The 23,995-nt window shown below is 63.6% G+C and carries 19 protein-coding genes and 1 tRNA gene; 9 read left to right on the top strand and 11 right to left on the bottom strand.

Annotation, left to right across the window (positions count from 1 at the left end):
- Nucleotides 1–52: 52 nt before the first annotated feature.
- Together ACVIYL_RS32410 and ACVIYL_RS32405 are read right to left on the bottom strand one after the other, a co-directional pair.
- Nucleotides 53–307, bottom strand: coding sequence for a hypothetical protein (locus tag ACVIYL_RS32410; protein ID WP_225164411.1), 255 nt, complete (start codon nucleotides 305–307; stop codon nucleotides 53–55).
- 117 nt (nucleotides 308–424) lie between these two features.
- A complete protein-coding gene (locus ACVIYL_RS32405) occupies nucleotides 425–625 on the bottom strand; it encodes a DUF3072 domain-containing protein (protein ID WP_026192767.1) in 201 nt (66 codons plus the stop codon).
- Nucleotides 626–686: 61 nt separating this feature from the next.
- Here ACVIYL_RS32405 and ACVIYL_RS32400 point away from each other — a divergent pair, with 61 nt between their 5' ends.
- Both ACVIYL_RS32400 and ACVIYL_RS32395 read left to right on the top strand, forming a co-directional pair.
- Nucleotides 687–998: a hypothetical protein gene (locus ACVIYL_RS32400; RefSeq protein WP_092084726.1), complete on the top strand. Its 312-nt coding sequence runs from the start codon at nucleotides 687–689 to the stop codon at nucleotides 996–998.
- Between the two features lie 169 nt (nucleotides 999–1,167).
- On the top strand, nucleotides 1,168–1,350 hold the full coding sequence (locus ACVIYL_RS32395; RefSeq protein ID WP_225646739.1) for a hypothetical protein: 183 nt from the start codon (nucleotides 1,168–1,170) through the stop codon (nucleotides 1,348–1,350).
- A 177-nt stretch (nucleotides 1,351–1,527) separates the two neighbouring features.
- Here ACVIYL_RS32395 and ACVIYL_RS32390 read toward each other — a convergent pair whose 3' ends face one another.
- Entirely contained in the window at nucleotides 1,528–3,516 is a 1,989-nt protein-coding gene (locus ACVIYL_RS32390; protein ID WP_456780549.1) for a PAS domain S-box protein, read from the bottom strand.
- 273 nt (nucleotides 3,517–3,789) lie between these two features.
- On the opposite strand from ACVIYL_RS32390, the gene ACVIYL_RS32385 reads away from it, so the two are divergent.
- The 5 genes from ACVIYL_RS32385 to ACVIYL_RS32365 all read left to right on the top strand — a co-directional run bounded on the left by ACVIYL_RS32385 (nucleotide 3,790) and on the right by ACVIYL_RS32365 (nucleotide 15,868).
- Nucleotides 3,790–10,080, top strand: a complete 6,291-nt coding sequence (locus ACVIYL_RS32385) for a HAMP domain-containing protein (protein WP_456780548.1) — start codon at nucleotides 3,790–3,792, stop codon at nucleotides 10,078–10,080.
- A gap of 16 nt (nucleotides 10,081–10,096) precedes the next feature.
- Entirely contained in the window at nucleotides 10,097–11,593 is a 1,497-nt protein-coding gene (locus ACVIYL_RS32380; RefSeq protein WP_456781912.1) for a sensor histidine kinase, read from the top strand.
- A 213-nt stretch (nucleotides 11,594–11,806) separates the two neighbouring features.
- Nucleotides 11,807–12,835 carry an HlyD family secretion protein gene (locus tag ACVIYL_RS32375; protein ID WP_456780547.1) on the top strand — a complete coding sequence of 343 codons (1,029 nt, stop codon included), beginning with the start codon at nucleotides 11,807–11,809 and terminating at the stop codon, nucleotides 12,833–12,835.
- The gene (locus ACVIYL_RS32370) at nucleotides 12,832–14,445 is read left to right on the top strand and encodes a DHA2 family efflux MFS transporter permease subunit (RefSeq protein ID WP_456780546.1); all 1,614 of its coding nucleotides are present in this window, start codon (nucleotides 12,832–12,834) and stop codon (nucleotides 14,443–14,445) included. Before ACVIYL_RS32375 ends, ACVIYL_RS32370 begins: the two co-directional genes overlap by 4 nt.
- 79 nt (nucleotides 14,446–14,524) lie before the next feature.
- Complete coding sequence (locus ACVIYL_RS32365; protein ID WP_456780545.1) at nucleotides 14,525–15,868, top strand: PQQ-dependent sugar dehydrogenase; 1,344 nt, start codon at nucleotides 14,525–14,527, stop codon at nucleotides 15,866–15,868.
- Between the two features lie 13 nt (nucleotides 15,869–15,881).
- Here ACVIYL_RS32365 and ACVIYL_RS32360 read toward each other — a convergent pair.
- Both ACVIYL_RS32360 and ACVIYL_RS32355 read right to left on the bottom strand, forming a co-directional pair.
- Nucleotides 15,882–16,639 (bottom strand): IS5 family transposase gene (locus ACVIYL_RS32360; protein ID WP_256558577.1). Its coding sequence is split into 2 segments (ribosomal slippage): nucleotides 15,882–16,303 and nucleotides 16,303–16,639, totalling 759 coding nucleotides; the frame shifts between segments, so codons are not numbered across the junction.
- A 102-nt stretch (nucleotides 16,640–16,741) separates the two neighbouring features.
- Nucleotides 16,742–16,999 (bottom strand): hypothetical protein, encoded by a 258-nt coding sequence (locus tag ACVIYL_RS32355; RefSeq protein WP_028340659.1) that lies wholly within the window; start codon nucleotides 16,997–16,999, stop codon nucleotides 16,742–16,744.
- Between the two features lie 200 nt (nucleotides 17,000–17,199).
- Between ACVIYL_RS32355 and ACVIYL_RS32350 the strand changes: the two genes are divergently transcribed.
- A complete protein-coding gene (locus ACVIYL_RS32350) occupies nucleotides 17,200–18,018 on the top strand; it encodes an aminoglycoside phosphotransferase family protein (RefSeq protein WP_456780544.1) in 819 nt (272 codons plus the stop codon).
- Nucleotides 18,019–18,030: 12 nt separating this feature from the next.
- Here ACVIYL_RS32350 and ACVIYL_RS32345 read toward each other — a convergent pair whose 3' ends face one another.
- Nucleotides 18,031–18,198, bottom strand: a complete 168-nt coding sequence (locus tag ACVIYL_RS32345) for a hypothetical protein (RefSeq protein WP_016847764.1) — start codon at nucleotides 18,196–18,198, stop codon at nucleotides 18,031–18,033.
- Between the two features lie 86 nt (nucleotides 18,199–18,284).
- The gene (locus ACVIYL_RS32340; RefSeq protein ID WP_028340657.1) at nucleotides 18,285–18,743 is read right to left on the bottom strand and encodes a winged helix-turn-helix transcriptional regulator; all 459 of its coding nucleotides are present in this window, start codon (nucleotides 18,741–18,743) and stop codon (nucleotides 18,285–18,287) included.
- Between the two features lie 150 nt (nucleotides 18,744–18,893).
- On the opposite strand from ACVIYL_RS32340, the gene ACVIYL_RS32335 reads away from it, so the two are divergent.
- Nucleotides 18,894–19,814: an alpha/beta fold hydrolase gene (locus ACVIYL_RS32335; protein ID WP_456780543.1), complete on the top strand. Its 921-nt coding sequence runs from the start codon at nucleotides 18,894–18,896 to the stop codon at nucleotides 19,812–19,814.
- A 7-nt stretch (nucleotides 19,815–19,821) separates the two neighbouring features.
- Here ACVIYL_RS32335 and ACVIYL_RS32330 read toward each other — a convergent pair whose 3' ends face one another.
- The 4 genes from ACVIYL_RS32330 to tnpC all read right to left on the bottom strand — a co-directional run bounded on the left by ACVIYL_RS32330 (nucleotide 19,822) and on the right by tnpC (nucleotide 23,951).
- A complete protein-coding gene (locus tag ACVIYL_RS32330; protein ID WP_456780542.1) occupies nucleotides 19,822–20,376 on the bottom strand; it encodes an SGNH/GDSL hydrolase family protein in 555 nt (184 codons plus the stop codon).
- 299 nt (nucleotides 20,377–20,675) lie between these two features.
- A tRNA-Ser gene (locus ACVIYL_RS32325) sits at nucleotides 20,676–20,765 on the bottom strand.
- Nucleotides 20,766–21,233: 468 nt separating this feature from the next.
- Entirely contained in the window at nucleotides 21,234–21,710 is a 477-nt protein-coding gene (locus tag ACVIYL_RS32320; RefSeq protein ID WP_456780541.1) for a hypothetical protein, read from the bottom strand.
- 648 nt (nucleotides 21,711–22,358) lie between these two features.
- The gene (gene tnpC / locus ACVIYL_RS32315; RefSeq protein WP_253604517.1) at nucleotides 22,359–23,951 is read right to left on the bottom strand and encodes an IS66 family transposase; all 1,593 of its coding nucleotides are present in this window, start codon (nucleotides 23,949–23,951) and stop codon (nucleotides 22,359–22,361) included.
- Nucleotides 23,952–23,995: the final 44 nt, after the last annotated feature.

Genomic DNA, 23,995 nt, shown 5'->3' with positions numbered 1-23,995 from the left:
AACAGCGCCTTACGCAACCACCGCCGATTCGGCTGTAGCCGCGGCACCACAATCACGGGCCAACGTCATCGACCAGGCGGTCATACACGAGCGCAGACCGGAGGTTCATGGTTGCGATCTTCAGATAGCCCGGCTCGCGCATGGCGTTGTTGAACATCATGATCGCCGTCTTCCAGTAGCCGCGCTCGCGCTGATCCAGGTTCAGCGCGGACAGGTAGTCCGCGGCGTCGCCGACCGTCGCGAGCGTTCGCCCGTCCTTCAGCGTAATCGGGAACGCAAGCGGCGACCGCTTCTCCAGCTCCAGCACGTCAGGCTCCCCCAGGACCAAGCAGCAATAGACAAAGCAGCAATAACAGGAACAGACCTAGCTGCGCCGCTATATCAAAGCCTTAAGGGGACGTCCGGCCTGGCTGGAGTGGACGGTTCAGAAAGAATCCGCCAGTGCGATCTCCGCCTTCAGCGCGTCGATGCGCCGTTCGGCTTCCTCGGACGTCAGGTCGCGTGCGTACTGGTTCGGCTGATAGGCCTCCTCGGCGAGGCTCCTCAACCGCAGCGCCTGGGCACGGGTCATCAGCCCGCCAAGGCGCTCCGCAACCCCACCATATCTTACCGCTGCCACGCTCATTGCTTGCCTCGCTTGCTGGATCGTGACTTGACAATATGTTCTATTTTTGTTCTAACAAGCTATGGATAACAAGATCAATGAAATTCGGCGCAAGATCAGCACGTTGCGAGCTGAGATGACCCTGATCGAGGCGTCGATCAGGGATCAGGTCAACCGCGACCTCGATTGCAGTGAAGCATCCTACCGGCTGATGGCGATGCGAGCCGAAGTGGCCCAACTGGTCGGCCGGTGGAAGGCCGCCGGCGGCGGCGAGCGTCTCCCCACGGTCCGGGAGCGGCTGAGCCGGAGCTTCGAGGATCGCACCGGCGCGAAGGTCAAGGTGGACAAGGACAAGGCGAAGCCTACGCCCGGTCACAGCAACGCCCGGGTGTGATCCGGGGGTTTGTCCAAAGAAGGGAGCCTCGAACACCGGCTCAGGCCCAAATCAGGTTTCAAGGAAGGAACCGGGACCGCAGGATCTGCATTTTCTTGTGGTGAGAGCCAATACCATAGCATCGCCCAGCGCCATGATCGCCGATCCGACCGCGCCACCGCGGGCATCGATGAATGACGATCGCAGTCCACTGCTGACGCTGATCTCCTGCATCAGCTGCATCAGGACGATGCGGCTCGAGAGCAGCCATCCGGGCAGCGAGGGCAGGGATATTCTTCAGTACCGCTGCGAGCAATGCAGCCGCATCGAGCGGGTGCAATTGGTGCGGCGAAGCTGGCCGGCGGAACGCTAGCCTTTCGATTTAGAGCTAGTGTCCCGAATCCGAAGTTCGCATCATTTGCCGCACCTTCGGAGCGAACTTCGGATTCGATGAGGACACTAGCAAACTTATGATTCTAGTGTGCTTTATGAATGCGAAGTTCGTGAAAGTGGCTGCCGCGAAATCGCACGAACTTCACATTCAGACACACTAGGAGCGGGCTTTCGCCTTTGGTCTTGCCGCGACGTCATGCGCGGTGGCATCGAACTCGCTCGAAGCGTTGCCGGATGGCCCGCTCGTCGCGCTGCCGACGCCGTGCCCCGTCAACTTTGCGAGTTCGCGGCTGAGGTCGTGGATGTGGTACGGCTTGCGCAACACCGGAAAGTCGGACCTCACGTCGCGTGCGCTCGCGCTGTAGCCTGTCGTCAGCAGGATCGGCAGCTCGGGCTTTCTGTCCCGGATCGTGCGCGCCAGCTTCAGTCCATCGATCCTGCCGGGCATGACGATGTCGCTGAACACCACATCGATCCCGTTGGCGTCGATCTCCGACAAGGCGGCCTCCGCGTTCGAGGCCCAGCGCACGGTATAGCCGAGCTGTTCGAGCAGGCCCGTGCTCGCATCGGCGACGGCAGGATTGTCCTCGATCAGCAGGATCGTGGCCAAGCCGGGCGTGCTGTGCCCCGTAGCCGTGCGCTTTGCGGCCGCGGTCCCCCGCGGGAGATAGATGCTGACCGTCGTGCCCTTGCCGAGCGCACTTGTAATCTCGACCCGTCCGTCCGCCTGGTGCGCGAAGCCGTGAACCTGGGACAGCCCAAGGCCGGTCCCTTTGCCGACCGGCTTGGTGGTGAAGAAGGGATCAAAGACCTTGTTCATGACATCGTCGGGAATGCCTTCGCCGGTGTCGGTAATGCTGACGACCACCTGGGCGGCTTCCGGGACATTGCGCGCCGCGACGGTCAGCGTGCCGCCGCAGGTCATCGCATCCCGGGCATTGACCACGAGGTTGATCAGCGCGGTCTCAAATTCCGTCGGATCGACGAAGATCGGCCAGAGATCCGGTCCGATCTCCATGTTCAGCTTGATCGCGCCGCCGAGCGCGCTGGTCAAAACCTCTCGCACCGCGGTGATCCTGTCAGCGACGTTGATGGTCTGCGGATTGACACTCTGCCGACGCGCGAAGGTGAGGAGCTGCCTGGTCAGGGACGCGGCACGCTCGGATGCGGTTTCGATCGCGCCGAGTGCAAGCGTCCCCCGTTCGCTCATCACCTCGCGCTTGATCCGGTGCAGATTGCCGGAGATGATCATCAGCAGGTTGTTGAAGTCGTGCGCGACGCCGCCGGTCAGTTGGCCGAGCGCATCCATCTTTTGCGATTCCGCAAGCTGACGCTGCACCTGTTCGAGCTTCTGATGCGCGTCGCGCCGCTCGGAAATATCCCGGGTGATCTTGGCGAAGCCGACCAGGCTGCCGTCGGTATCGCGGATCGGATCAATCACGACGCTCGCCCAGAAGAACGAACCGTCCTTGCGGACCCGCCAGCCTTCCTCCACGTAATGCCCGGTCTCTTCCGCGATCTTGAGCGCATGGGCGGGCTTGCCGGCAGCCTGGTCGGCCGGCGTATAGAACCGCGAGAAGTGCTGGCCGATGATTTCGCCGGGCGAATAGCCCTTGATGCGCTCGCCGCCGGCGTTCCAATTGGCGACGATGCCGGCCGGCGTCAACATATAGAGCGCATAGTCGGTGACATTGCTCACCAGCAGGCGGAACTGGCTTTCGCTGGCCTCGAGATCCGCGCGCGCCTGATGCCGCTCGGTGATGTCGCGGGTGACCATTGCGTAGCCGACGAGCTTGCGCTTCTCGTAGATCGGATCGATGACCACAGCGGCGTAGAATCGCGACCCGTCCTTGCGGACAGACCAGCCTTCGGCCGCTGAGTGCTTGTCCTTCCGCGCCATCTGCAGAGCTCTCGCCGGAACGCCGGATGCGCGGTCTTCGGCAGGATAGAAGACCGAGAAGTGCTTGCCGAGGATCGCCTTGGCCGGATAGCCCGTGATGCGCTCGGCGCCCTTGTTCCAGTTGATGACCCGGCCATCGGGGCCGAGCGTGCAAATGGCGTAGTCGACCACGCCGCCAGCCACCGGCCGACGATCGTGCCGGCTCTCGACGATGCCCCGTTTGAGTTGTTCTGATTTCTTAACCATCACCGATCCTGCCCCCGCCCGAAACGCGCGGGGATGGTCAATGTTCCATGCGAGCACGAGGACCGGGCGATCAGGGCCGGCTCCGTCGTTCTTCGGAAAAGTTCGGCCAACGGTCGGAACTTTTGGTTCCAATCGCGATTAAGGTACTCGGTTTGCGTCACAAATTGCGGTTTTGGCGTTTTCCCGCTTGAATAGATCAAGGGCAGTCATTCTTATGGTCACACTGGCTTTTCCGAGTCTCTGGATTCGCAGCCAGCGCGTAGGGGAAATTACATGACCGATCTCGGTTCGTCGCCTCGTCCCCGTGCTGATACGCGCCGCAGCCAGCAATCAAACGGAAGCCTCGATTCTTCGCATGACCTGCTGCAATCGCTGCAGGCGATGCGCGCCGGCGACTTCTCGGTCCGGATGCGTGGCGACTATCTCGGCATCGACGGCAAGATCGCGGACGCCTTCAACGAAATCGCAGCCGCCAACGAGCGCATGGCGCAGCAATTGGCGCGCGTCGGCCAGGTCGTCGGCCGCGAGGGACAGACCCGCCAGCGCGTCAATTTCGGCCTCGCCAGTGGCGCCTGGGCCGATATGGAGAGCTCGGTCAACACGCTGATCGATGATCTGCTGTGGCCGACCCGCGAGGTCACCCGCGCGGTCGCTGCGGTGGCGCAAGGCGACCTGCTGCAGACCGTGCAGCTCGACGTCGAGGGCCGGCCGCTGCGCGGCGAATTCCTGCAGTCGGCGAACATCGTCAACACGATGATCAAGCAGCTCTCGGTGTTCACCTCGGAGGTCACGCGCGTGGCGCGCGAAGTCGGCACCGAGGGCAAGCTCGGCGGCCAGGCCCAAGTGCCGGAAGTGACCGGCGTCTGGAAGGACCTGACCGAGAGCGTCAACTCGATGGCCAACAATTTGACCGGCCAGGTCCGCAACATCGCCGAGGTGACGATCGCGGTCGCCAACGGCGACCTGTCCAAGAAGATCACGGTCGACGTTCGCGGCGAGATCCTGCAGCTGAAGGAAGCCATCAATACGATGGTCGATCAGCTGCGTTCGTTCGCCTCCGAAGTGACGCGCGTGGCGCGCGAGGTCGGCACCGACGGCAAGCTCGGCGGCCAGGCGATCGTGCCCGGCGTCGCCGGTACCTGGAAGGACCTCACCGACTCCGTGAACGCGATGTGCGGCAACCTGACCGCCCAGGTGCGCAACATCGCCAACGTGACCACGGCCGTGGCGCGCGGCGACCTGTCGCGCAAGATCACGGTCGACGTCAGCGGCGAGATTTTGGAGCTGAAGGACACCATCAACACGATGGTGGACCAGCTCAACTCGTTCGCGTCGGAAGTGACGCGTGTGGCGCGCGAGGTCGGCACCGAGGGCAAGCTCGGCGGCCAGGCCCAGGTGCCCGGCGTTGCCGGCACCTGGAAGGACCTGACCGACAACGTCAACTTCATGGCGTCGAACCTGACCGCGCAGGTCCGCAACATCGCCGACGTCGCGACCGCGATCGCCGGCGGCGACCTCTCGAAGAAGATCACGGTCAACGTGTCGGGCGAGATCCTTCAGCTGAAGGAAACGCTGAACACGATGGTGGACCAGCTCAACGCGTTTGCATCGGAAGTGACGCGCGTGGCGCGCGAGGTCGGCACCGAAGGCAAGCTCGGCGGCCAGGCCAACGTGCTCGGCGTCGCCGGCACCTGGAAGGATCTGACCGACAACGTCAACTTCATGGCGTCGAACCTGACGGCGCAGGTGCGCAACATCGCCGCCGTGACGACGGCGGTCGCGGGCGGCGACCTCTCCAAGAAGATCACGGTCGACGTGCGCGGCGAAATCCTCGAGCTGAAGGACACCATCAACACGATGGTCGATCAGCTCAACGCGTTCGCGGGCGAGGTGACGCGCGTGGCGCGCGAGGTCGGCACTGAAGGCAAGCTCGGCGGCCAGGCCGAGGTGCGCGGCGTCGCCGGCACCTGGAAGGATCTCACCGACAGCGTCAACTCGATGGCCTCGAACCTGACCGCGCAGGTCCGCAACATCGCTGAGGTCGCGACCGCGGTGGCGAAGGGCGACCTGTCGAAGAAGATCACGGTGAACGTGTCGGGCGAAATCCTTCAGCTGAAGGAAACGCTGAACACCATGGTGGACCAGCTCAACGCGTTTGCCGGCGAGGTGACGCGCGTGGCGCGCGAGGTCGGTACCGACGGCAAGCTCGGCGGCCAGGCCGAGGTGCCCGGCGTCGCCGGCACCTGGAAGGACCTGACGGACAGCGTCAACTCGATGGCCGGCAATCTCACGGCGCAGGTGCGTAACATCGCCGAGGTCGCGACCGCGATCGCCGGCGGCGACCTGTCGCGCAAGATCACCGTCGACGTGCGCGGCGAGATCCTTCAGCTGAAGCAAACGCTGAACACGATGGTCGACCAGCTCAACCGCTTCGCGGGCGAGGTGACGCGCGTGGCGCGCGAGGTCGGCACCGACGGCAGCCTCGGCGGCCAGGCCAACGTGCCCGGCGTCGCCGGCACCTGGAAGGACTTGACCGATAACGTCAACTCGATGGCCGGCAACCTCACCGCGCAGGTCCGCAACATCGCCGAGGTGACGACCGCCGTGGCGCGCGGCGACCTGTCGCGCAAGATCACCGTCGACGTGAAGGGCGAAATCCTCGAGCTCAAGAACACCATCAACACGATGGTAGACCAGCTCAATGCGTTTGCAGGCGAGGTGACGCGCGTGGCGCGCGAGGTCGGCACCGAAGGCAAGCTCGGCGGCCAGGCCGAAGTGCCCGGCGTCGCCGGCACCTGGAAGGATTTGACCGACAACGTCAACTTCATGGCGTCGAACCTGACCGCGCAGGTCCGCAACATCGCCGAGGTTGCGAGCGCGATCGCCGGCGGCGACCTGTCGAAGAAGATCACCGTGGACGTGCGCGGCGAGATCCTGCTGCTCAAGGACACCCTGAACACGATGGTCGAGCAGCTGCGCTCGTTCGCCGCCGAAGTGACGCGCGTGGCGCGCGAGGTCGGCACCGAGGGACGGCTCGGCGGCCAGGCCGTGGTGCCCGGCGTCGGCGGCACCTGGAAGGATCTCACCGACAACGTCAACCTGCTGGCGGCGAACCTGACCACCCAGGTGCGCAACATCGCCGAAGTCACCACCGCGGTGGCGCGCGGCGACCTGTCGCGCAAGATCACGGTCGACGTGAAGGGCGAAATCCTCGAGCTCAAGAACACCATCAACACCATGGTCGACCAGCTCAACGCCTTCGCCGGCGAGGTGACGCGCGTGGCGCGCGAGGTCGGCACCGAGGGCAAGCTTGGCGGCCAGGCCGAGGTGCGCGGCGTTGCCGGCACCTGGAAGGACCTCACCGACACCGTCAACGTCATGGCGGTCAACCTGACCGAGCAGGTGCGCGGCATCGTCAAGGTGGTGACCGCGGTCGCCAACGGCGATCTGAAGCAGAACCTGACGGTGAAGTCGAAGGGCGAGGTGGCCGCGCTCGCCGACACCATCAACAACATGACCGAGACGCTTGCGACCTTCGCCGAACAGGTCACCAGCGTGGCGCGCGAGGTCGGCGTCGAGGGACGGCTCGGCGGTCAGGCCAACGTGCCCGGCGCGGCCGGCACCTGGAAGGATCTCACCGGCAACGTCAACCTGCTTGCGGCCAACCTGACCTCGCAGGTGCGCGCGATCGCGGAAGTGGCGACCGCCGTGACCAAGGGCGACCTGACGCGCTCGATCCAGGTCGACGTCCGCGGCGAGGTCGCCGAGCTCAAGGACAACATCAACACGATGATCGGCAACCTCCGTCTCACCACGGAGCGCAACACCGAACAGGACTGGCTGAAGACCAATCTGGCGCGCTTCACCAACATGCTGCAGGGCCAGCGCGATCTTGCGACCGTCGGCCGGCTGCTGCTGACCGAGCTTGCGCCGCTGATCAATGCGCATATGGGCGTGATCTACCAGGTCGACAATCCCGAGAATGCGCAGTTGCGCCTGTTGTCGGCCTATGCCAGCGACAGCAGCAATCCGCATCCGCAGATCGTCCAGTTCGGCGAGGGATTGATCGGCCAATGCGCGCTCGACAAGCGCCAGCGCCTCGTCTCCGAGATTCCCGGCGATGCGGTGCCGATCAATTCGGCCTTGATGCGGATCATGCCGAAGAACCTCGTCGTGTTTCCGGTGCAGTTCGAGAACCAGGTCAAGGCGGTGATCGAGCTGTCCTCGATCTCCTCGTTCACGACCTCGCAGATCACCTTCCTCGAACAGTTGACTGACAGCATCGGCATCGTGCTCAACAGCATCGAGGCGACGATGCAGACCGAGGCGCTGCTCAAGCAGTCGCAACAGCTCGCCGGCGAGTTGCAGACCCAGCAGAAGGAATTGCAGCAGACCAACGATCAGCTGGAGCAGAAGGCCCAGCAGCTGGCCGAACGCAATGTCGACGTCGAGCGCAAGAACCAGGAAATCGAGCAGGCGCGGCGCGCGCTGGAAGAAAAGGCGACCGAGCTGTCGCTGACTTCGAAGTACAAATCGGAATTTCTCGCCAACATGTCTCACGAGTTGCGGACACCGCTGAACTCTATCCTGATCCTGGGCCAGCAGCTCACCGAAAATCCCGACGGCAATCTGACCGGCAAGCAGGTCGAGTTCGCCCGCACCATTCACGGCGCCGGCACCGACCTGTTGAACCTGATCAGCGACATCCTCGATCTCTCCAAGATCGAGTCCGGCACGGTGACGGTCGACGCCGAGGAAATTCTGACATCGAGCCTGCTCGAGACCGTCGGACGGCCGTTCCGGCACGAGGCGGAGAACCGGCACCTCTCGTTCAGCATCGATGTCGACGCCAATCTTGCGCGCAGCATGGTGACCGACTCCAAGCGGCTGCAGCAGGTGCTCAAGAACCTGTTGTCGAATGCGTTCAAGTTCACCGCGGAAGGCGGCGTCAGCCTGACCGTGTCGGCCGCGCTCGGCGGCTGGAGTGTGGAGCATCCGATCCTCAACGCGGCGCCTGCGGTCGTTGCGTTCGAGGTGTCGGATACCGGCATCGGCATTCCACAGGACAAGCAGAAGCTGATCTTCGAGGCGTTCCAGCAAGCCGACGCCGGCACCAGCCGCAAATATGGCGGCACCGGTCTTGGACTGGCGATCAGCCGTGAGCTCGCGGGTCTGCTCGGCGGCGAGATCCATCTGCGCAGTGCGACGGGCAAGGGCTCGACCTTCACGCTCTATCTGCCGCTGAAATATGCCGGCCCCTCGGTGGCGCTGCGCCCGCAGGCTCGACCGATAGCGATGCCGCATACGCCGGCGCCGGCGCTGCAGGTGTCAGGCGCGCAGGAGCGTGTGATCGAGCAGCTTCCCGACGACCGGCTCGATCTCGAGCCCGGCGACACCATCCTGCTGATCGTCGAGGACGATCCGCATTATGCGCGGGTGCTGATCGATCTGGCGCGCGACAAGGGCTTCAAGGTGCTGGTCGCAAGCCGCGGCGCCGAAGCGCTGGATCTGGCCAAGCAGTTCCAGCCGAGCGCGGTGTCGCTCGACGTCTTCCTGCCCGACATGCTCGGCTGGACGGTGCTGAGCCAGCTCAAGCACAATCCGCTGACCCGTCACATTCCGGTTCAGATCATCACGCTCGACGAGGACCGGCAGCACGCGCTGGCGCGCGGCGCGTTCTCCTTCGTCAACAAGCCGACGACGACGGAAGGCGTCAGCGCTGCGCTGTCGCAGATCAAGGAATACGCCAGACCACGCCGCAAGCGCCTGCTGATCGTGGAGGACAATGCGGCGGAGCAGCTCAGCATCACCGAACTGCTCGGGCACGAGGATATCGAGATCGTGACCAGCGGCACCGGGGCAGGAGCGCTCTCGACGATGCGCGAAAATCCGTGCGACTGCGTCGTGCTCGACCTGCGCCTGCCCGACATGAGCGGTTTCGAGGTGCTGGATCAGATCCGCAAGGACGAGACGCTCTCCAATATTCCCGTTGTCGTGTTTACGGGCCGGGAACTTTCAGCGGAAGAAGACGCGGAACTGCATACGATGGCGCGCAGCATTGTCGTCAAGGGCGTGGAATCGCCGGAGCGTCTGCTCGACGAAACGTCACTGTTCCTGCACCGTGTGATCACGGAATTGCCCGTCGAAAAACAGAGGATGCTGGAGAAGCTCAATAGCTCCGACGAGGATCTTATTGGCAAGACCGCACTGCTGGTCGACGACGATGCCCGCAACATCTTCGCGCTCTCGAGCGTGTTGGAGCGGCGAGGTATGAAGGTGTTGACTGCGACAACCGGTCACGAGGCCATCTCGCTGGTCGAATCCAATCCCAAGATTGCTATCGTGCTGATGGACATCATGATGCCGCAGATGGACGGTTACCAGACCATCGGCGCCATCCGGCAAAACTCCGCCTTCGCGCGGCTGCCGATCATCGCGCTGACCGCGAAGGCGATGAAAGGCGATCGAGAGAAATGCCTGGAGGCAGGCGCGTCCGACTATCTGGCGAAACCCGTGAACACCGAGCAACTGCTGCTGGCGATCCGCATGTGGCTGCACCGCTGATCGGCGATCGAACATGATGGACCACGAAAAGGTAAACATCCTTCTGGTCGATGACCAGCCGGCGAAGCTGCTGGCCTATGAGGTCATCCTGAAGGAGCTCGGCGAGACGCTGGTCGCCGCGTCGTCGGGCCGCGAGGCGCTGGAGTTCCTGCTCAAGAACGAGGTCGCGGTCATCCTGGTCGACGTCTGCATGCCAGAGCTCGATGGCTTCGAGCTCGCGGCGATGATCCGCGACCATCCGCGCTTCCAGAAGACCGCGATGATCTTCATCTCGGCAATCCAGGTCAGCGATATCGACCGGCTCCGCGGCTACGAGATGGGCGCGGTCGATTACGTGCCGGTGCCCGTTGTGCCCGAAGTGCTGCGGGCAAAGATCCGCGTGTTCGCCGAGCTCTACCGCAAGACACGGCAGCTCGAACGCCTCAACGCGGAGCTCGAGGACCGCGTGCGCGCACGCACCGCCGAGCTCGAGCAGTCGACCACGCGACTGGTCGAAAGCGAGGCGCGCCGCAGCATGGCGATTGCGGCCGGCAAGATGGGCTCGTGGGACTGGGATTGGGTCAACGGCGACTGGATGTGGGACGAGGGGCAATACAAGATCTTCGGCGTCGACCCGAAATCCTTCAAGCTCACCTCCGACAATATACAGGCGCTGTTTCATCCCGACGACGTCGAGCACCTCCGGCAAGCCTGGACCGGCTTCGGCAAGGGCCAGACGTCCTATGAAACCGAATTCCGCGTCATGCGGCCGGACGGCGAAGTGCGCTGGTGCGTCGGCACAGCCGCGGCCACCAGCGACCGCAACGGCAAGGTGGTGCGGGTGAGCGGCGTTACCGTCGACATCACCGATCGCAAGAGGGCCGAGGAGCGGCAGAGCCTGCTCACCCGCGAGGTCGACCATCGCGCCAAGAACGCGCTCGCGCTGGCGCAATCGATCGTGCGGCTGACGCGCGCGCAGAACGTGACCGCCTATGTGCGGGCGGTCGAGGGCCGCATCACGGCGCTGGCACGCGTGCACACCGTGCTGTCGCTGTCGAGCTGGCAGGGCGCCGAAATCCGGCGGCTGGTCACCGAGGAGATCGCGCCGTATTCGGAAGCTGGACAGATCCAGATCGATGGCGAAGAGGTGCAGTTGCAGCCCGCGACCGCGCAGACCTTGGCGCTGGCGCTGCATGAGCTCGTCACCAACTCCGCCAAATACGGTAGCCTGTCGGTGCTGTCGGGCCGGCTTGCGATCACCTGGGAACTGCACGACGAAACGTTGATCCTGGCCTGGGTGGAATCCGGCGGACCTCCCGTGACCAAGCCGAAGCAGAGAGGTTTCGGCACGAGAAGCGTCATCGCCAGCATCGAGACCCAGCTCGGCGGCCGCGCCGACTTCGATTGGCGCACCGAGGGCCTGGTATGCCGGCTCACGGTTCCGCTCAAGGCGCTGGCTGGAGAGCCCGCGGCCTACCGCGATTTGTCGACGGCCGAGCAGCGCCAGCCCATGGTCAGTTCCAGGGCCGTATAGCGCATCCCACCCGAACAGGAACCAAGCGCCGGACGCTGCGGTTAACGGGGCTTGATCGCTCCATTCGTGGCTTGAGGTGCTACCGTGGATGCCCAAACCCGAGAGCGCGGGCCGTCCGGGGAGAAGCCACGGCAGCCCGAGCGCAATCCCGAGCAAGGATCGCGACCTGACCGCGCATCCTCGCCACAGCAGGAAACCGAGCGCAAGCCATCGATGCGCGATCGGCTGCGCGAGCGCTGGCTGCTTACCGCAGTCGGCGCCTGTCTGCTCCTGCTCGCGATCATCGGTGGCGCGAGCTATTGGCTCAACGTGCGTCACTATGAATCGACCGATGACGCGTTCGTGGCCGCACGCAGCTTTGCGGTGGCGGCGAAGGTCGGCGGCTATGTCGTCGAGGTCCCCGTCACCGACAACCAGCACGTCAATGCCGGCGATCTCCTCGCGAGGATCGACGAGCGCGACTACAAGATCGCCGTCGATCAGGCCAGCGCACAGGTCGCGGTCGCCGAGGCCAATATCGCCAATGTCGAGGCCCAGATCGACAGCCAGCAGGAGCAGATCAAGGAAGCCAAGGCGCAGCAGCAGCAGGCCGAGGCGCAATTGAAGTTCGCGCAGGAGGAGGCGGAGCGCGCCCAGAACCTCGTCGAGAAGGGCGCGGGCACCGTGCAGCGGCAGCAGCAGACCCGCTCGGATCTCGATGCCCAGCAGGCCAATGCCAGCCGCGCCAGGACGGCGGTGACCGCGGCCGAGCTCGGCGTCAAGACGCTCGAGGCTCAGCTCAAGAGCAGCAAGGCATCGCTGGAGCAGGCGCAGGCCCAGCTCGATCAGGCCAAATTGAACTTGCAATATACCCGCATCGTCGCGGCGCAGTCCGGGCGCGTCGTCAAACTGAGCGGCGCGGTCGGCACCTATGTGGCGCCGGCCCAGAGCGTCATGATGTTCGTTCCTGACGAGGTCTGGATCACCGCCAACTACAAGGAAACGCAGCTGACGGACATGCGCCCGGGCCAGCCGGTCGAGATCAGGATCGATGCGTATCCGGGGCGCAAGCTCACTGGCCGCGTGGCTTCGGTTCAGCCGGGTTCGGGCACCGCGTTCAGCCTGCTGCCGGCGGAGAACGCGACCGGCAATTTCGTCAAGGTCGTGCAGCGCGTTCCCGTGAAGATCGTGATCGACAATTGGCCGAATGACCTTCCGATCGGGCCGGGCATGTCGGTCGTGCCCTGGACCAGGGTGCGATGAGCGACGTTGCGGCAGGCGGCGGCGCAGCCTGGTCGCCGGAGCGTTCGGCTGCCGGCGGACATAATCCCTACCTGATTGCCTTCGTCGTCTCGATCGCGACGTTCATGGAGGTGCTGGACACCACGATCGCCAATGTGGCCTTGCGCCATATCGCGGGCGGCCTGGCGGTCGGCATCGACGAGAGCACCTATGTCATCACCAGCTATCTGGTCGCCAACGCGATCGTGCTGTCGATCTCGGGCTGGCTCTCGACCGTGATCGGCCGCAAGCGCTTCTACATGATCTGCGTCGGCACCTTCGCGTTCGCGTCCCTGCTGTGCGGGCTTGCCTGGAGCCTGGAGGCGCTGGTTCTGTTCCGGATCATCCAGGGCCTTGGCGGCGGCGGGATGGCGACGAGCGAGCAGGCGATCCTCGCCGACTCCTTTCCGCCGGCCAAGCGTGGCCAGGCGTTCGCGATCTACGGCGTCGCGGTGGTGGTTGCTCCCGTGGTCGGGCCGACGCTCGGCGGCTGGATCACCGACACCTATAGCTGGCACTGGATCTTCCTGATCAACGTGCCGATGGGCTTGCTCTCGCTGGTCCTGGTCGGGACGCTGGTCAAGGAGCCGTCCGGCGCCGAGCAGGAGCGCAAGCAGCTCCTCAAGGACGGCCTGCGCGTCGACTACATCGGCTTCGTACTGGTCGCGATCGGGCTCGGTTCGCTCGAATTCGTGCTCGACGAAGGCCAGCGCAAGGACTGGTTCGGGTCCAACATGATCGTCGGCTTCGCGCTGGCCTCGGCGATTTGCCTGATCGCGCTGATCCCCTGGGAGCTGACGCGCAAGGACCCGATCGTCGATCTCCGCCTGCTGGGACGTCGCCAGTTCGGATCGTGCTTCCTGGTGATGCTGTGCACCGGCGCGGTGCTGATCTCGTCGACGCAGCTCCTGCCGCAGCTGTTGCAGACCGAGCTGAACTATACTGCGCTGCTTGCCGGGCTCGCACTGTCGCCCGGCGGCGTCGTCACGCTGATCTTGATGCCGGTGGTGGGCCATCTCGTCAGTCGCGTTCAGCCGAAATATCTGATCGCGATCGGCGGCTGCATCGTTGCATTCTCGATGTGGCATCTGACGGGACTGAACGGCGACATCACCTATGGCTATGCCGCGCTCGCACGCATCTTCCTCTCCGCCGGGCTTCCGTTCCTGTTTCTGCCCGTCACGACGGCCTCATATGACGGCGTGCCGCCGGACAAGACCAACCAGGCCTCGGCACTGATCAACGTCGCGCGCAATATCGGCGGGTCGATGGGCGTCGCACTCGCCCAGACCGCGTTGGCGCAACGCCAGCAATTCCACCAGAGCCGGCTGGTCGAACATGCCGCGCCGTCCGACATCGGGTATCAGCAGACCATCGACACGATGACGCGCTTCTTTGAGGCACAGGGGTCGAACGCATCGGACGCCGCGTCCCAGGCGGTCGCCTGGGTCGGCCAGACCTTGCAGCGGCAGGTCGACCTGCTCGCCTATATCGACGTGTTCTGGATGCTCTCGATCATCGGCCTCGTGATGATCCCGCTGGCGCTGATCATCAAACCGGTCGATCTGACGGCGCCGCCCCAGGGACATTAATGCAGACGACATTGTGAACGCGGGAGCGGCCGAACCGCGCTATGAACGGCGTGGCCGAAGGAAATCGCGCGAGGAGCTTATGCCCAGGACGAATCTTGCCGGTGCGGGTCTGTCGGCCGTCTTCCTTGCGGCGATCAGCATCACGCGGTCGGGCGCCGAGCCCGTGCTGAAAGGCGCGGAAGCTTTCGGCGACTGGCAACGCGACAAGCCGGGCACGGTGCGCCTGATCACGCCGCAGGACTTACCCAAGCCCGGGGCAACGGCGTCGAGCAGCAAGTTTCCGCGCGTCATGCCGAGACCTGCGTCGGCCGCGCCGCAGGTGCCGGCAGGGTTCAAGGTCGAACTGTTTGCGAGCGGGCTCAGCGGTCCGCGGATCATCCGGACCGCGCCCAATGGCGATATCTTCGTGGTGGAAACGGGCTCCGGCCGCATTCGTATCCTGCGCAGCGCCGACGGCGCCACCAGGCCTGCGACCAATGAAGTCTACGCAACCGGCCTGAACCAGCCGTTCGGCATCGCGTTCTTTCCGAGCGGTGACAATCCGCAATGGCTCTATGTCGCCAACACCGACAGCGTCGTGCGCTTTGGCTACCGTAACGGCGATCTCAAGGCATCGGGAAAGCCCGAGACGATCGTCGCCCGGCTGCCGCCCGGCTACGGCCATTCCACGCGTGATATCGTGTTCACGCCGGACGACAAGCGAATGCTGGTGTCGGTCGGCTCCGCCGGCAACGCAGGCGAGGGGCTGGGCCGCCCGCCGAAGGGCATCGAGGCCTGGAGCCGCGACCATGCGCTCGGCGCTGCCTGGGGCGACGAGACCGATCGCGCCGCCGTGCTCGCCTTCGATCCTGACGGCAAGAACCAGAAGCTGTTTGCCACGGGGATCCGCAACTGCGTCGGGCTTGCGATCCAGCCGGGAAGCGGTACGCCGTGGTGCTCGACCAACGAGCGCGATGGCCGCGGCGACAACCTCGTGCCCGACTACGTGACACGGGTCCGCGAAGGCGCGTTCTATGGCTGGCCCTGGTATTACATCGGCGGCAACGAAGACCCCGCGCATGCCGGCGCGCGGCCCGACCTGAAGGACAAGGTGACGGTCCCCGACGTGTTGTTGCAGGCCCACTCGGCGTCGCTCGGCCTGACCTTCTACACCGGCAGCAGTTTTCCGCCGGAATATCGCGGCGATGCTTTTGCTGCCGAACACGGCTCGTGGAATCGGTCGAAGCGCACCGGCTACAAGGTCATCCGCATCAGGCTGAAGGACGGCGTGCCGACCGGCGAGTACGAGGATTTCGTCACCGGCTTCGTCATCGGCGACAATGAGGTCTGGGGCCGTCCGGTCGGTGTGACGGTCGCGCGCGACGGCGCACTGCTGGTCTCCGAAGACGGCAACGGCACGATCTGGCGCGTCAGCCGCGACTAGGACGAATCCACATTCAGCGGAGCCAAATGCAGATTGCGGCGAGGTGGACGAATGCGAGGAAGTAGTCTGCTCGTCGGTCATATCGCGTGGCAAAGCGGCGGAAGTGTTTGAGCTTGTTGAAGCAACGCTCGATGCGGTTGCGTAGCTTGTAGATCGTCTCGTCATGCGGGATGGGGATCTTACGAGAGCGGGTTGAGGGGATTACCGCTTCGGCGTTCATGTCCGCGATGGTCGTGCGTAGATCATTGTTGTCGTAGGCCTTATCGGCCAACACGGCCTCGGCCTTGAAGCCTTCGAGCAGGGCTTTTGCGGTGAGGTTGTCGTGTCGTTGTCCGGCGGTGAGCATGAAGCGCAGCGGCCGACCGAGGCTGTCGCAGAGCATGTGGATCTTGGTGGTCAAACCACCTCGGGAACGCCCCAGTTCCTGAGTTTTGGCCCCCCTTTTCCGCTCGCAGCCTGCTGGTGGACACGAACCAGAGTGGTGTCGAGCATCAGGTATTTGTTGTCGCGATCCTTGATCAGCTCGGCAAACACCTTCTCCCAAACGCCAGCCTTGGCCCAGCGGGTGAAACGCGCGTGTACGCTCTTCCACTTGCCGTAGCGCTCCGGCAGGTGCTGCCAGTAGGCGCCGGACCGCAGAACCCACAAAACCCCGTTCACGAACAGGCGATTGTCGACACCGCTGCGGCCGGGATCGCCCACCTTGCCTGGCAGCAGAGGCGCAATCCGAGCCCATTGCGCATCACTTAGCTCATAGCGCTTCACACCCATCAGCACGCTCCGAATCAAAACGTCCGGAACGCATTGATTCAGCATCATTCAGCTATGGGAATCCTGAATGTGGATTGGTCCTAGCGCTGCAGGCGGCGCGCGCTAGCCGAGCCCGTCCTTGAGGCCATATTCCTCGTAGATGGTCAGGGGATCGGTGTCGGGAAACAACCGGCACTTGGCCTGCGCAAGATGCAGCGTGACGGCGCCGGCCTCACATCTGGCGGTCAGGATTTTTCGGACATCCTCCATATGCGCGCGCGGCTGATGCTTTGACGGTAGCTGTTCGAGCGCCACCAGCGCTGTGGCCAGGGCCTCCGTGACCACCCATTCGTCGTGTCCGGTAATTCCCTTTCGCGGCATCGCCACACCCTCCGTAGCACCGGCTGCGACATTGTAGCGCGAGATGGGTGGGGGCTGTCATCAGCCAACATGGGCAGGCAGCGAGGAACCGGTTCGCGTGGCCCTGCCACGATGCGCCGCAGGGAACCGGCGTGGCAGCGCGCGGAAGCAATGATTAGAACCACGAGGCTCGCTTCTTCGTCCCCGGTCAGTCCACCCAAATGTTCGCTCCCTATCTCTCGGCCTGGAGCCTTGTCCCCGACGGCGACCCGATCGTGACGCGCGCCGCACGGTTGCTGCCGGTGCGCCGGCATGGGGAGCCAGCGATGCTCAAGCTCTCGCACGAGCCGGACGAGCGCCTCGGTGCCGTCGTGATGGAGTGGTGGGACGGCGAAGGTGCGGCGCGGGTTCTTGCCCGTGACGGCGACGCCCTTCTGCTCGAGAGGGCGACGGGATCGGCTTCGCTCAGCGAAATGGCGCGAACCGGCCGGGACGACGAGGCCTGCAGGATTCTCTGCGCAACGGCTGATCGGCTTCACGCCGAGCGAGCGAAGCCGCGGCCGGATCTGACGCCGCTGACGCACTGGTTTCGTGAGTTGTGGCCCGCGGCGAGGGCGCATGGCGGCATTCTGAGCCGATCGGCGGAAGTTGCCGAAGCTCTGCTGGGCAGTCAGCGCGAGATCGTGGTCCTGCATGGCGACCTGCACCATGACAACGTGCTCGACTTCGGCGCGCGCGGCTGGCTTGCGATCGATCCGAAGCATCTCGTCGGCGAGCGCAGCTTCGACTTCGCCAACATCTTCACCAATCCGGATCTTGCGGATCCGACACGGCCGGTCGCGACCGAACCCGGACGCTTTGCGCGGCGGCTCGACATCGTCGTTGAAGCCGCGCGGCTGGATCGCCGGCGCCTGCTGTCATGGATCGTAGCCTGGACCGGCTTGTCTGCCGCATGGTTTCTGGGGGATGACGATCCGCTCGCCGAAATCGACCTTACGATTGCACAGCTCGCCGCCGCCGAACTCGACCGGATGGCGTAGGGCGCGCAGCGACTACGCCGCCGCGGCGCTGGCTCCACTCAGCGACACGCTCAGAATCCGCCACTTCGAGATATCGAAGAAGTAGGCGGCCTTGATGCGCGCGGAAGCGGGGTCCGGCGCCTGAATCGCCGTGTGGAATTGCCGCGTCCCATCGCTCAGCGAAATCCGGAATGTCTGCATTGGTCGAACCTCCACGCGCGGATGCTGCGGCACGGAGAGTTAACATCCAGTTGCCGTTGACGGCGCGCGCGACACGCTCGCTTCTCTCACTCAGGTGAAGCCGGCGGCAGCCGTACCATCGTGTCCTCCGCGCCAACGACGCGTCCATCCTGCGCGCGCAATTCGAGCCGTCGCACCGGCAACCCGTTCTTGCGGTCGACCAGCAGCACATGCGCCTCATCGGGCTCAAAGAAGAAGTCCTCACCCCACTGGCGGAGCGCAACGAGGAGCGGGAAGAGGCCGCGTCCCTTTTCGGTCAGCACATATTCCTGGTAGGGGCTGCCGTCGCTTGCGGGCACCGTCTCCATGATGCCGTGCGCCAGAAGATTGCGGAGCCGGGCCGAGAGGATGTTCTTGGCAAGCCCGAGGCTCTTCTGAAATTCGCCGAAGCGGCGCAGCCCGTCGAACGCATCGCGGACAATCAGCAGCGACCACCAGTCGCCGATCGCATCCAGCGGCCGGGCAACGCCGCACATCGAGTCCCTGTGGCTCACTCGCTTGGCCATCGTGATCCTCAACACTCATTCCCTGGGGGATGATCGGCGCTCAGTGCCGCGGCCGGAAAACCACCCGATCGTGGGTTCGATATATTGGTTGCAAAGTAAAACCTCAAGCGATACACGATGGTTTCAAATTAAAACCTCCCGAGGTCCACCATGATCCAAGCCGACGCCGCGTTCGACGGCACCTTTCCTTTCGCACCGCATTTCAGTGCGGCGCCGGGCTTTCAGATGCATTATGTCGACGAAGGTCCGCGGGACGGCGAGGTGGTGCTTTGCCTGCACGGCGAACCAAGCTGGGGCTATCTGTTCCGCCACCTCGTGCCGGGCCTCAGTGCGACGCACCGGGTGGTCGTTCCGGATCACATGGGTTTTGGCAAGAGCGCGACGCCGGCGCATCGCAGCTATTGGCTGCAGGACCATGTCGACAATCTCGAAGCGCTGGTCCGCGCGCTCGATCTCACCGACATCACGCTCGTCATGCATGATTTCGGCGGCCCGGTCGGCATGGGGCTGGCGGCCCGTCATCCGGGCCGGATCCGCCGCATCGTCGCCGCCAATGGGCCAACGCCGTTCGGGCAGAGCGATCTGTTCGATCGCGTCGCCGCCAACGCGCAGGTCTCGCCGTGGTTTCAATGGATCGCAAAGGCCGATGCGAGTGGCGACCTCGAGCCGGTTCTCGGACAGCTCGGCTTCAACATTTTGAGCACGCTGAAGCTCAACGGATTCGAGAACAACGCCGTCATCACGGACACCTGGCTCGCCGCCTACGGCGCGCACTTCGCCCGTCCGGCGGACTGCCTCGGTGCGATTGGCTGGGCCAAGGGATTTGCGATCGGCGCGCATCAATTCCAGGCGCCCGATCCCGCCGCCGACCGCTTGATCCGCAGCAAGCCTGCGCTCGCGATCTGGGGCGAGGCGGACCGCACGCTGCGCGCGGAGCATTTCCTGCCGCTGTTTTCCGCAATCTTCCCGACGGCGCCGGTCAGGCGCCTTGCCGGTGTCGGGCATTACTGCTTCGAGGATGCGCCTGAGGAAATCACCGGCTTGATCGCGGAGTTCATCCAACAAACGTGACTGCGCGTCACATCGTGCATTCCGCCGAGATCGCCGCCTCAAGTGCCGGCACCCAGGCCTTGTAGGCGGCCGCGGTGAAGTGAATGCCGTCGGCCATCTTCGCGCCGGGCGGCAAATGCGGGTCGATAAACCGAACACCGCGCGCAACTGCGGCGGCTTCGATCGCCCGGTTGGTCGATTCGTCAGCTGCGACGGCGATGACCACCAATGGCCGCGTCGACAGCGACTTGACGGTCTCGATGAGGTCGGTGAAGTCGCGTTGCGCCGTTGGCGATCCGGCGTCGTTCGCGCCCACTGCGAGGACGAGCAAGAACGCGCCCTGGTCCTGCAGTACGCGCCCGGCGAGCTGCTTTGCCTCCGCGATGGTCTGACCGCCAACGCCGGCATTGACGACCGGACGTCCGCAGAGCTGCCGGGGCAGCGGAGCCATTTCGGTGATGCTATCGCCAAGCACAACGATCGGCGCCGGCGCGTCGGCGAGCGCAGCGCGTATCATGAATTCGCGCACAGCCGCATGATCGTGAAAGGCGTGCTGAGACACTTCGCCGAAGCGGTTGCGCATCCTCTGCAGCTCCGCAAAGGAAGCGACAAAACCAATCAGAAAAGTAACGGCCAAAACCCAAGGTAGTGCGCGACGCATTGCTCTTCAGAGCTATCATCGCGGCTCCAGCCCGAGCAATATTCAGAAACAACCGCGCAACGCCGGAGCGATCACATTCTGCGGATCACGTCTTGCGGGAGGTTGCCGGATACGGCGGCGCGCAACCCGTTACCTTCGTTGCGGCCATCTGGTGGTTGGCTATCGCGGCCGCTTTGGTCTCAGCTCCGAGCCCGGCCGGACAGTCGCCCAATCGAAAGCAGTGGCGGAAGGGGTGGGATTCGAACCCACGGTACCCTTGCGGGCACGCCGGTTTTCAAGACCGGTGCCTTAAACCACTCGGCCACCCTTCCAATCCAACAATTTCAATCGCTTAGCAGCTTGTTTGAATAGAACAAACTGCGAAATTGGCACCCGATTGGCACCTAACGCGCAAACGCCGCATTGATCGCCGCCGCGTTGCCGTCGTCGTTCCTAAACAAGTGGGCGTAGACGCGCAAGGTGATGTCCGGCTTCGCGTGGCCGAGCCGCTCAAGATGGTGAGGATGTCCACGCCGGCGTCGATCAGCTGAGATGCGTGGGTGTGCCGGAGATTGTGGAACCCTATCTCGGGCTGGAAGTCGCTCCACGCCTTGCCGTAGCGCTTTGGTACGGTATCCTCGGCTGGTTTTGCGAATCGAATTGGCGAAGCAGCCGGGGTTGGGCTTTTTCTGGCCGCCAAGTATTCAATCACACAACGGCAGATGGTTCTGCGGCGGTGCCGGACATATTGTCCAATGCGGCTTGCGGTAACGAAGTCGCGGATTTCGCATTTTCCCCTCCTATACTAGTATTGTTGTTCCATCGGTGAGATGAACGAGGTTCGTGGCGGAGAACGACGTATTCGTGCTCAGTGTGTCGAAGACGTATGCGTCAACGGATCGAAAGTCGGTGTATGCCGAAGCTAAACTATTCACGATGGAGGGATCGTCGTCCGTAGGTGGAAACCCTTTAATCATCGCCACGTTCGTTACGTTCTCGTAGGTGAAATCACTTGGAGCATTTATGAAGGCGATGACATCACGATCAGCTTCGAAGTTGTCGATTGCGTCAACGCTATTGCCTTGGTACTGGCTCAAATCAAGAACGAAGACGTCAGTTACGCCGGTGGTACCAGTATAGAGTTGGAATTGGATACTTGCGTCGTCATGAACGATGTGCACGGCCGGAGAAATGTTTGACGGCAGTTGCTGCTGACCTATCGTCGACATGTGATCGGTAGCAGCTTGAGGAAGCGTAATTAGAGGCCTGTTGGGCATAACGTTAATCCTCCAATGGGTGCGCACAGCAAGAGACGCCGAGCAGGTGTGAAGGCACACGCAAAAAACATTGCCCGTCGATTTCAAAGAGGATTCTCAAAGACAGGGCGCGGTCGAGGAGCCCCGGCGGCATAGACGCCGGAGCAGTCTCGCTCCCATGGGCGCCCCGCGGTGCACCTATGCAAAGTGTATGGGGAAAAGGTGGCAATCGGAGATGCGGCGGGTTGTCATAACTCTAAATAGCTAGGCGACGTCAGGGAAATTGCGACCTCCATCCCTGACTGAGTGTCATCGCGTGACCAATTCTGTCATGCCAATCCGGAACGATGTTCGCAACGCCGGCCGCGCCGCAAGCTGTGCAGACCAGGCGCGCCAGCCAACGCGCGACCACGGCTCTGCGCGGGGGGAGCCCCAAGCGGCCCTAGGAGCATCCGGAACGATGAGGACGCCAAGGTCAGACTAGCTAAATGCGATAACGAGCAGGCCCGAGCACAACAGCACAAGGCAGGTCGCGATTAACGCGAGGAATCCATCGGACACGAAGTCATGGTTACGCATGATACACCTCCCTGTCGCGGAAGGAGGCTGGTCCGAATTTATTAAAGATTTTGGAATCGGGCTTTTGGTGTAAGCGGCAAGCTGAGGCCGTCAGGCTGCGTGGTTCCATGGCATAAGCGCGTCGATTTGGCTGCTCGGCCAGCCGTTGGCGATACGCTGAAGTGTTAAGGCGAGCCAGGCGAACGGATCGACGTTGTTCATTTTCGCCGTCTGCAGCAGCGTTGCGATGGTCGCCCAGGTTCGTCCGCCGCCGTCGCTGCCAGCGAAGAGGCTATTCTTTCTCGTGATTGTTAGTGGCCTGATGGCGCGTTCGACGACGTTGGAGTCGAGCTCGATGCGACCATCGGTCAGGAAACGTTCGAAGATGGCACGCCGCGAGACGGCATAGCGGATCGCCTCAGCCAGTTTTGATTTGCCGGAGATCCGCCGCAAGGTCTGCTGCCAGAGATCGAAGAGATCTGCGACGATCGCCGCGGAGGCTTGCCGGCGCGCGGCAACGCGAGCGTCGGGGCTTTGACCGCGCACGGTCTTCTCGACCTGCCAGAGCCTTGCCATCCGCTCGACCGTCGCCGTTGCCACTTCCGAGCTCCCTGCAACATGCAGCTCGTAGAACTTGCGTCTGCAGTGTGACCAGCAGCCAGCCAATGTGATGCCATCATTGCCGCGATCGGATCGCGCGAGCTTGTTATAGGCGGCATAGCCATCCACTTGCAGGATGCCGCGATAACCATTGAGATGGCGGACCGCGCATTCGCCGGAGCGGCTGTCTTCGAAGCGATAAGCCACCATCGGGGGACCGCTGCGGCCAAAGGTTCGGTCATCCCGGGCATAGGCCCATAAGTAGGCCGTCTTTGTCGATCCGGAGCCCGGAGCGAGCGTCGGCAAAGTGGTTTCGTCGGCAAAGACCCGTTCGGCCTTCTTGACCTCGCTGAAGATGTAGTCGGCCACGATCTCGAGCTCGAAGCCGAGCTTGCCCATCCATTGCGCCATCAGCTGGCGGTCGAGCTCGACATGATCGCGGGCGTAGATAGCCTCCTGCCGGTAGAGCGGCAGGCCATCGGCATATTTGGCGACGGCTATCTGGGCCAGAAGCGCTTCCGTCGGAATGCCTCCTTCAATGATATGGGCCGGGGCCGGCGCCTGGATGACGCCGTCCGCGTTCTTGAAGGCATACCTGGGACGGCGCGTGACGATCACCCGGAACTTCGCCGGCACCACATCCAGGCGCTCCGACACGTCCTCGCCGATCAGCACCTTCTGCTTGCCGGCATGCTCAGCCAGCTCTTCCGGCTCAATGACGGTTTCGATCCGTTCCAGATGGGGCGCAAAGCCCTTGCGCCGACGCGGTGCACGCTTGCCATCCGCCTGCGCACGGCCCTTGCTGACCTGGGCCTTGATCGCGGCGATGCCGGTCTCGATCTCCTCGAAGACGAGGGCCTGCTGTTCATCGTCGCCGTTCGCCGAGCCGAGCTTCTCCGATCGTCGGCCGAACCGGGCGCGGTCGAAGGCCTTCAGGATTTGCGTCAGCCGCTCGATGCGCGCATCGGCATCGGCGTTGCGGGCCTTGAGATCGGCGACTTCGCTCTCCAGAGCATCGGCGCGGGCCGCTTTCTCGGCCATGGCAAGCACCATGGCTTTCAGCGTCTCTACGTCATTCGGGAGGCTGAGATCGGGCGGCGTCATTGACCCGACCAGAGCACATTTTGCCCCGGTTCTCTTGCCCTTTC

The organism is Bradyrhizobium sp. USDA 3315, from assembly GCF_054056795.1.
The sequence above is the reverse complement of the archived record's forward strand: the minus strand, read 5'-3'. Positions and strand labels throughout refer to the sequence as shown.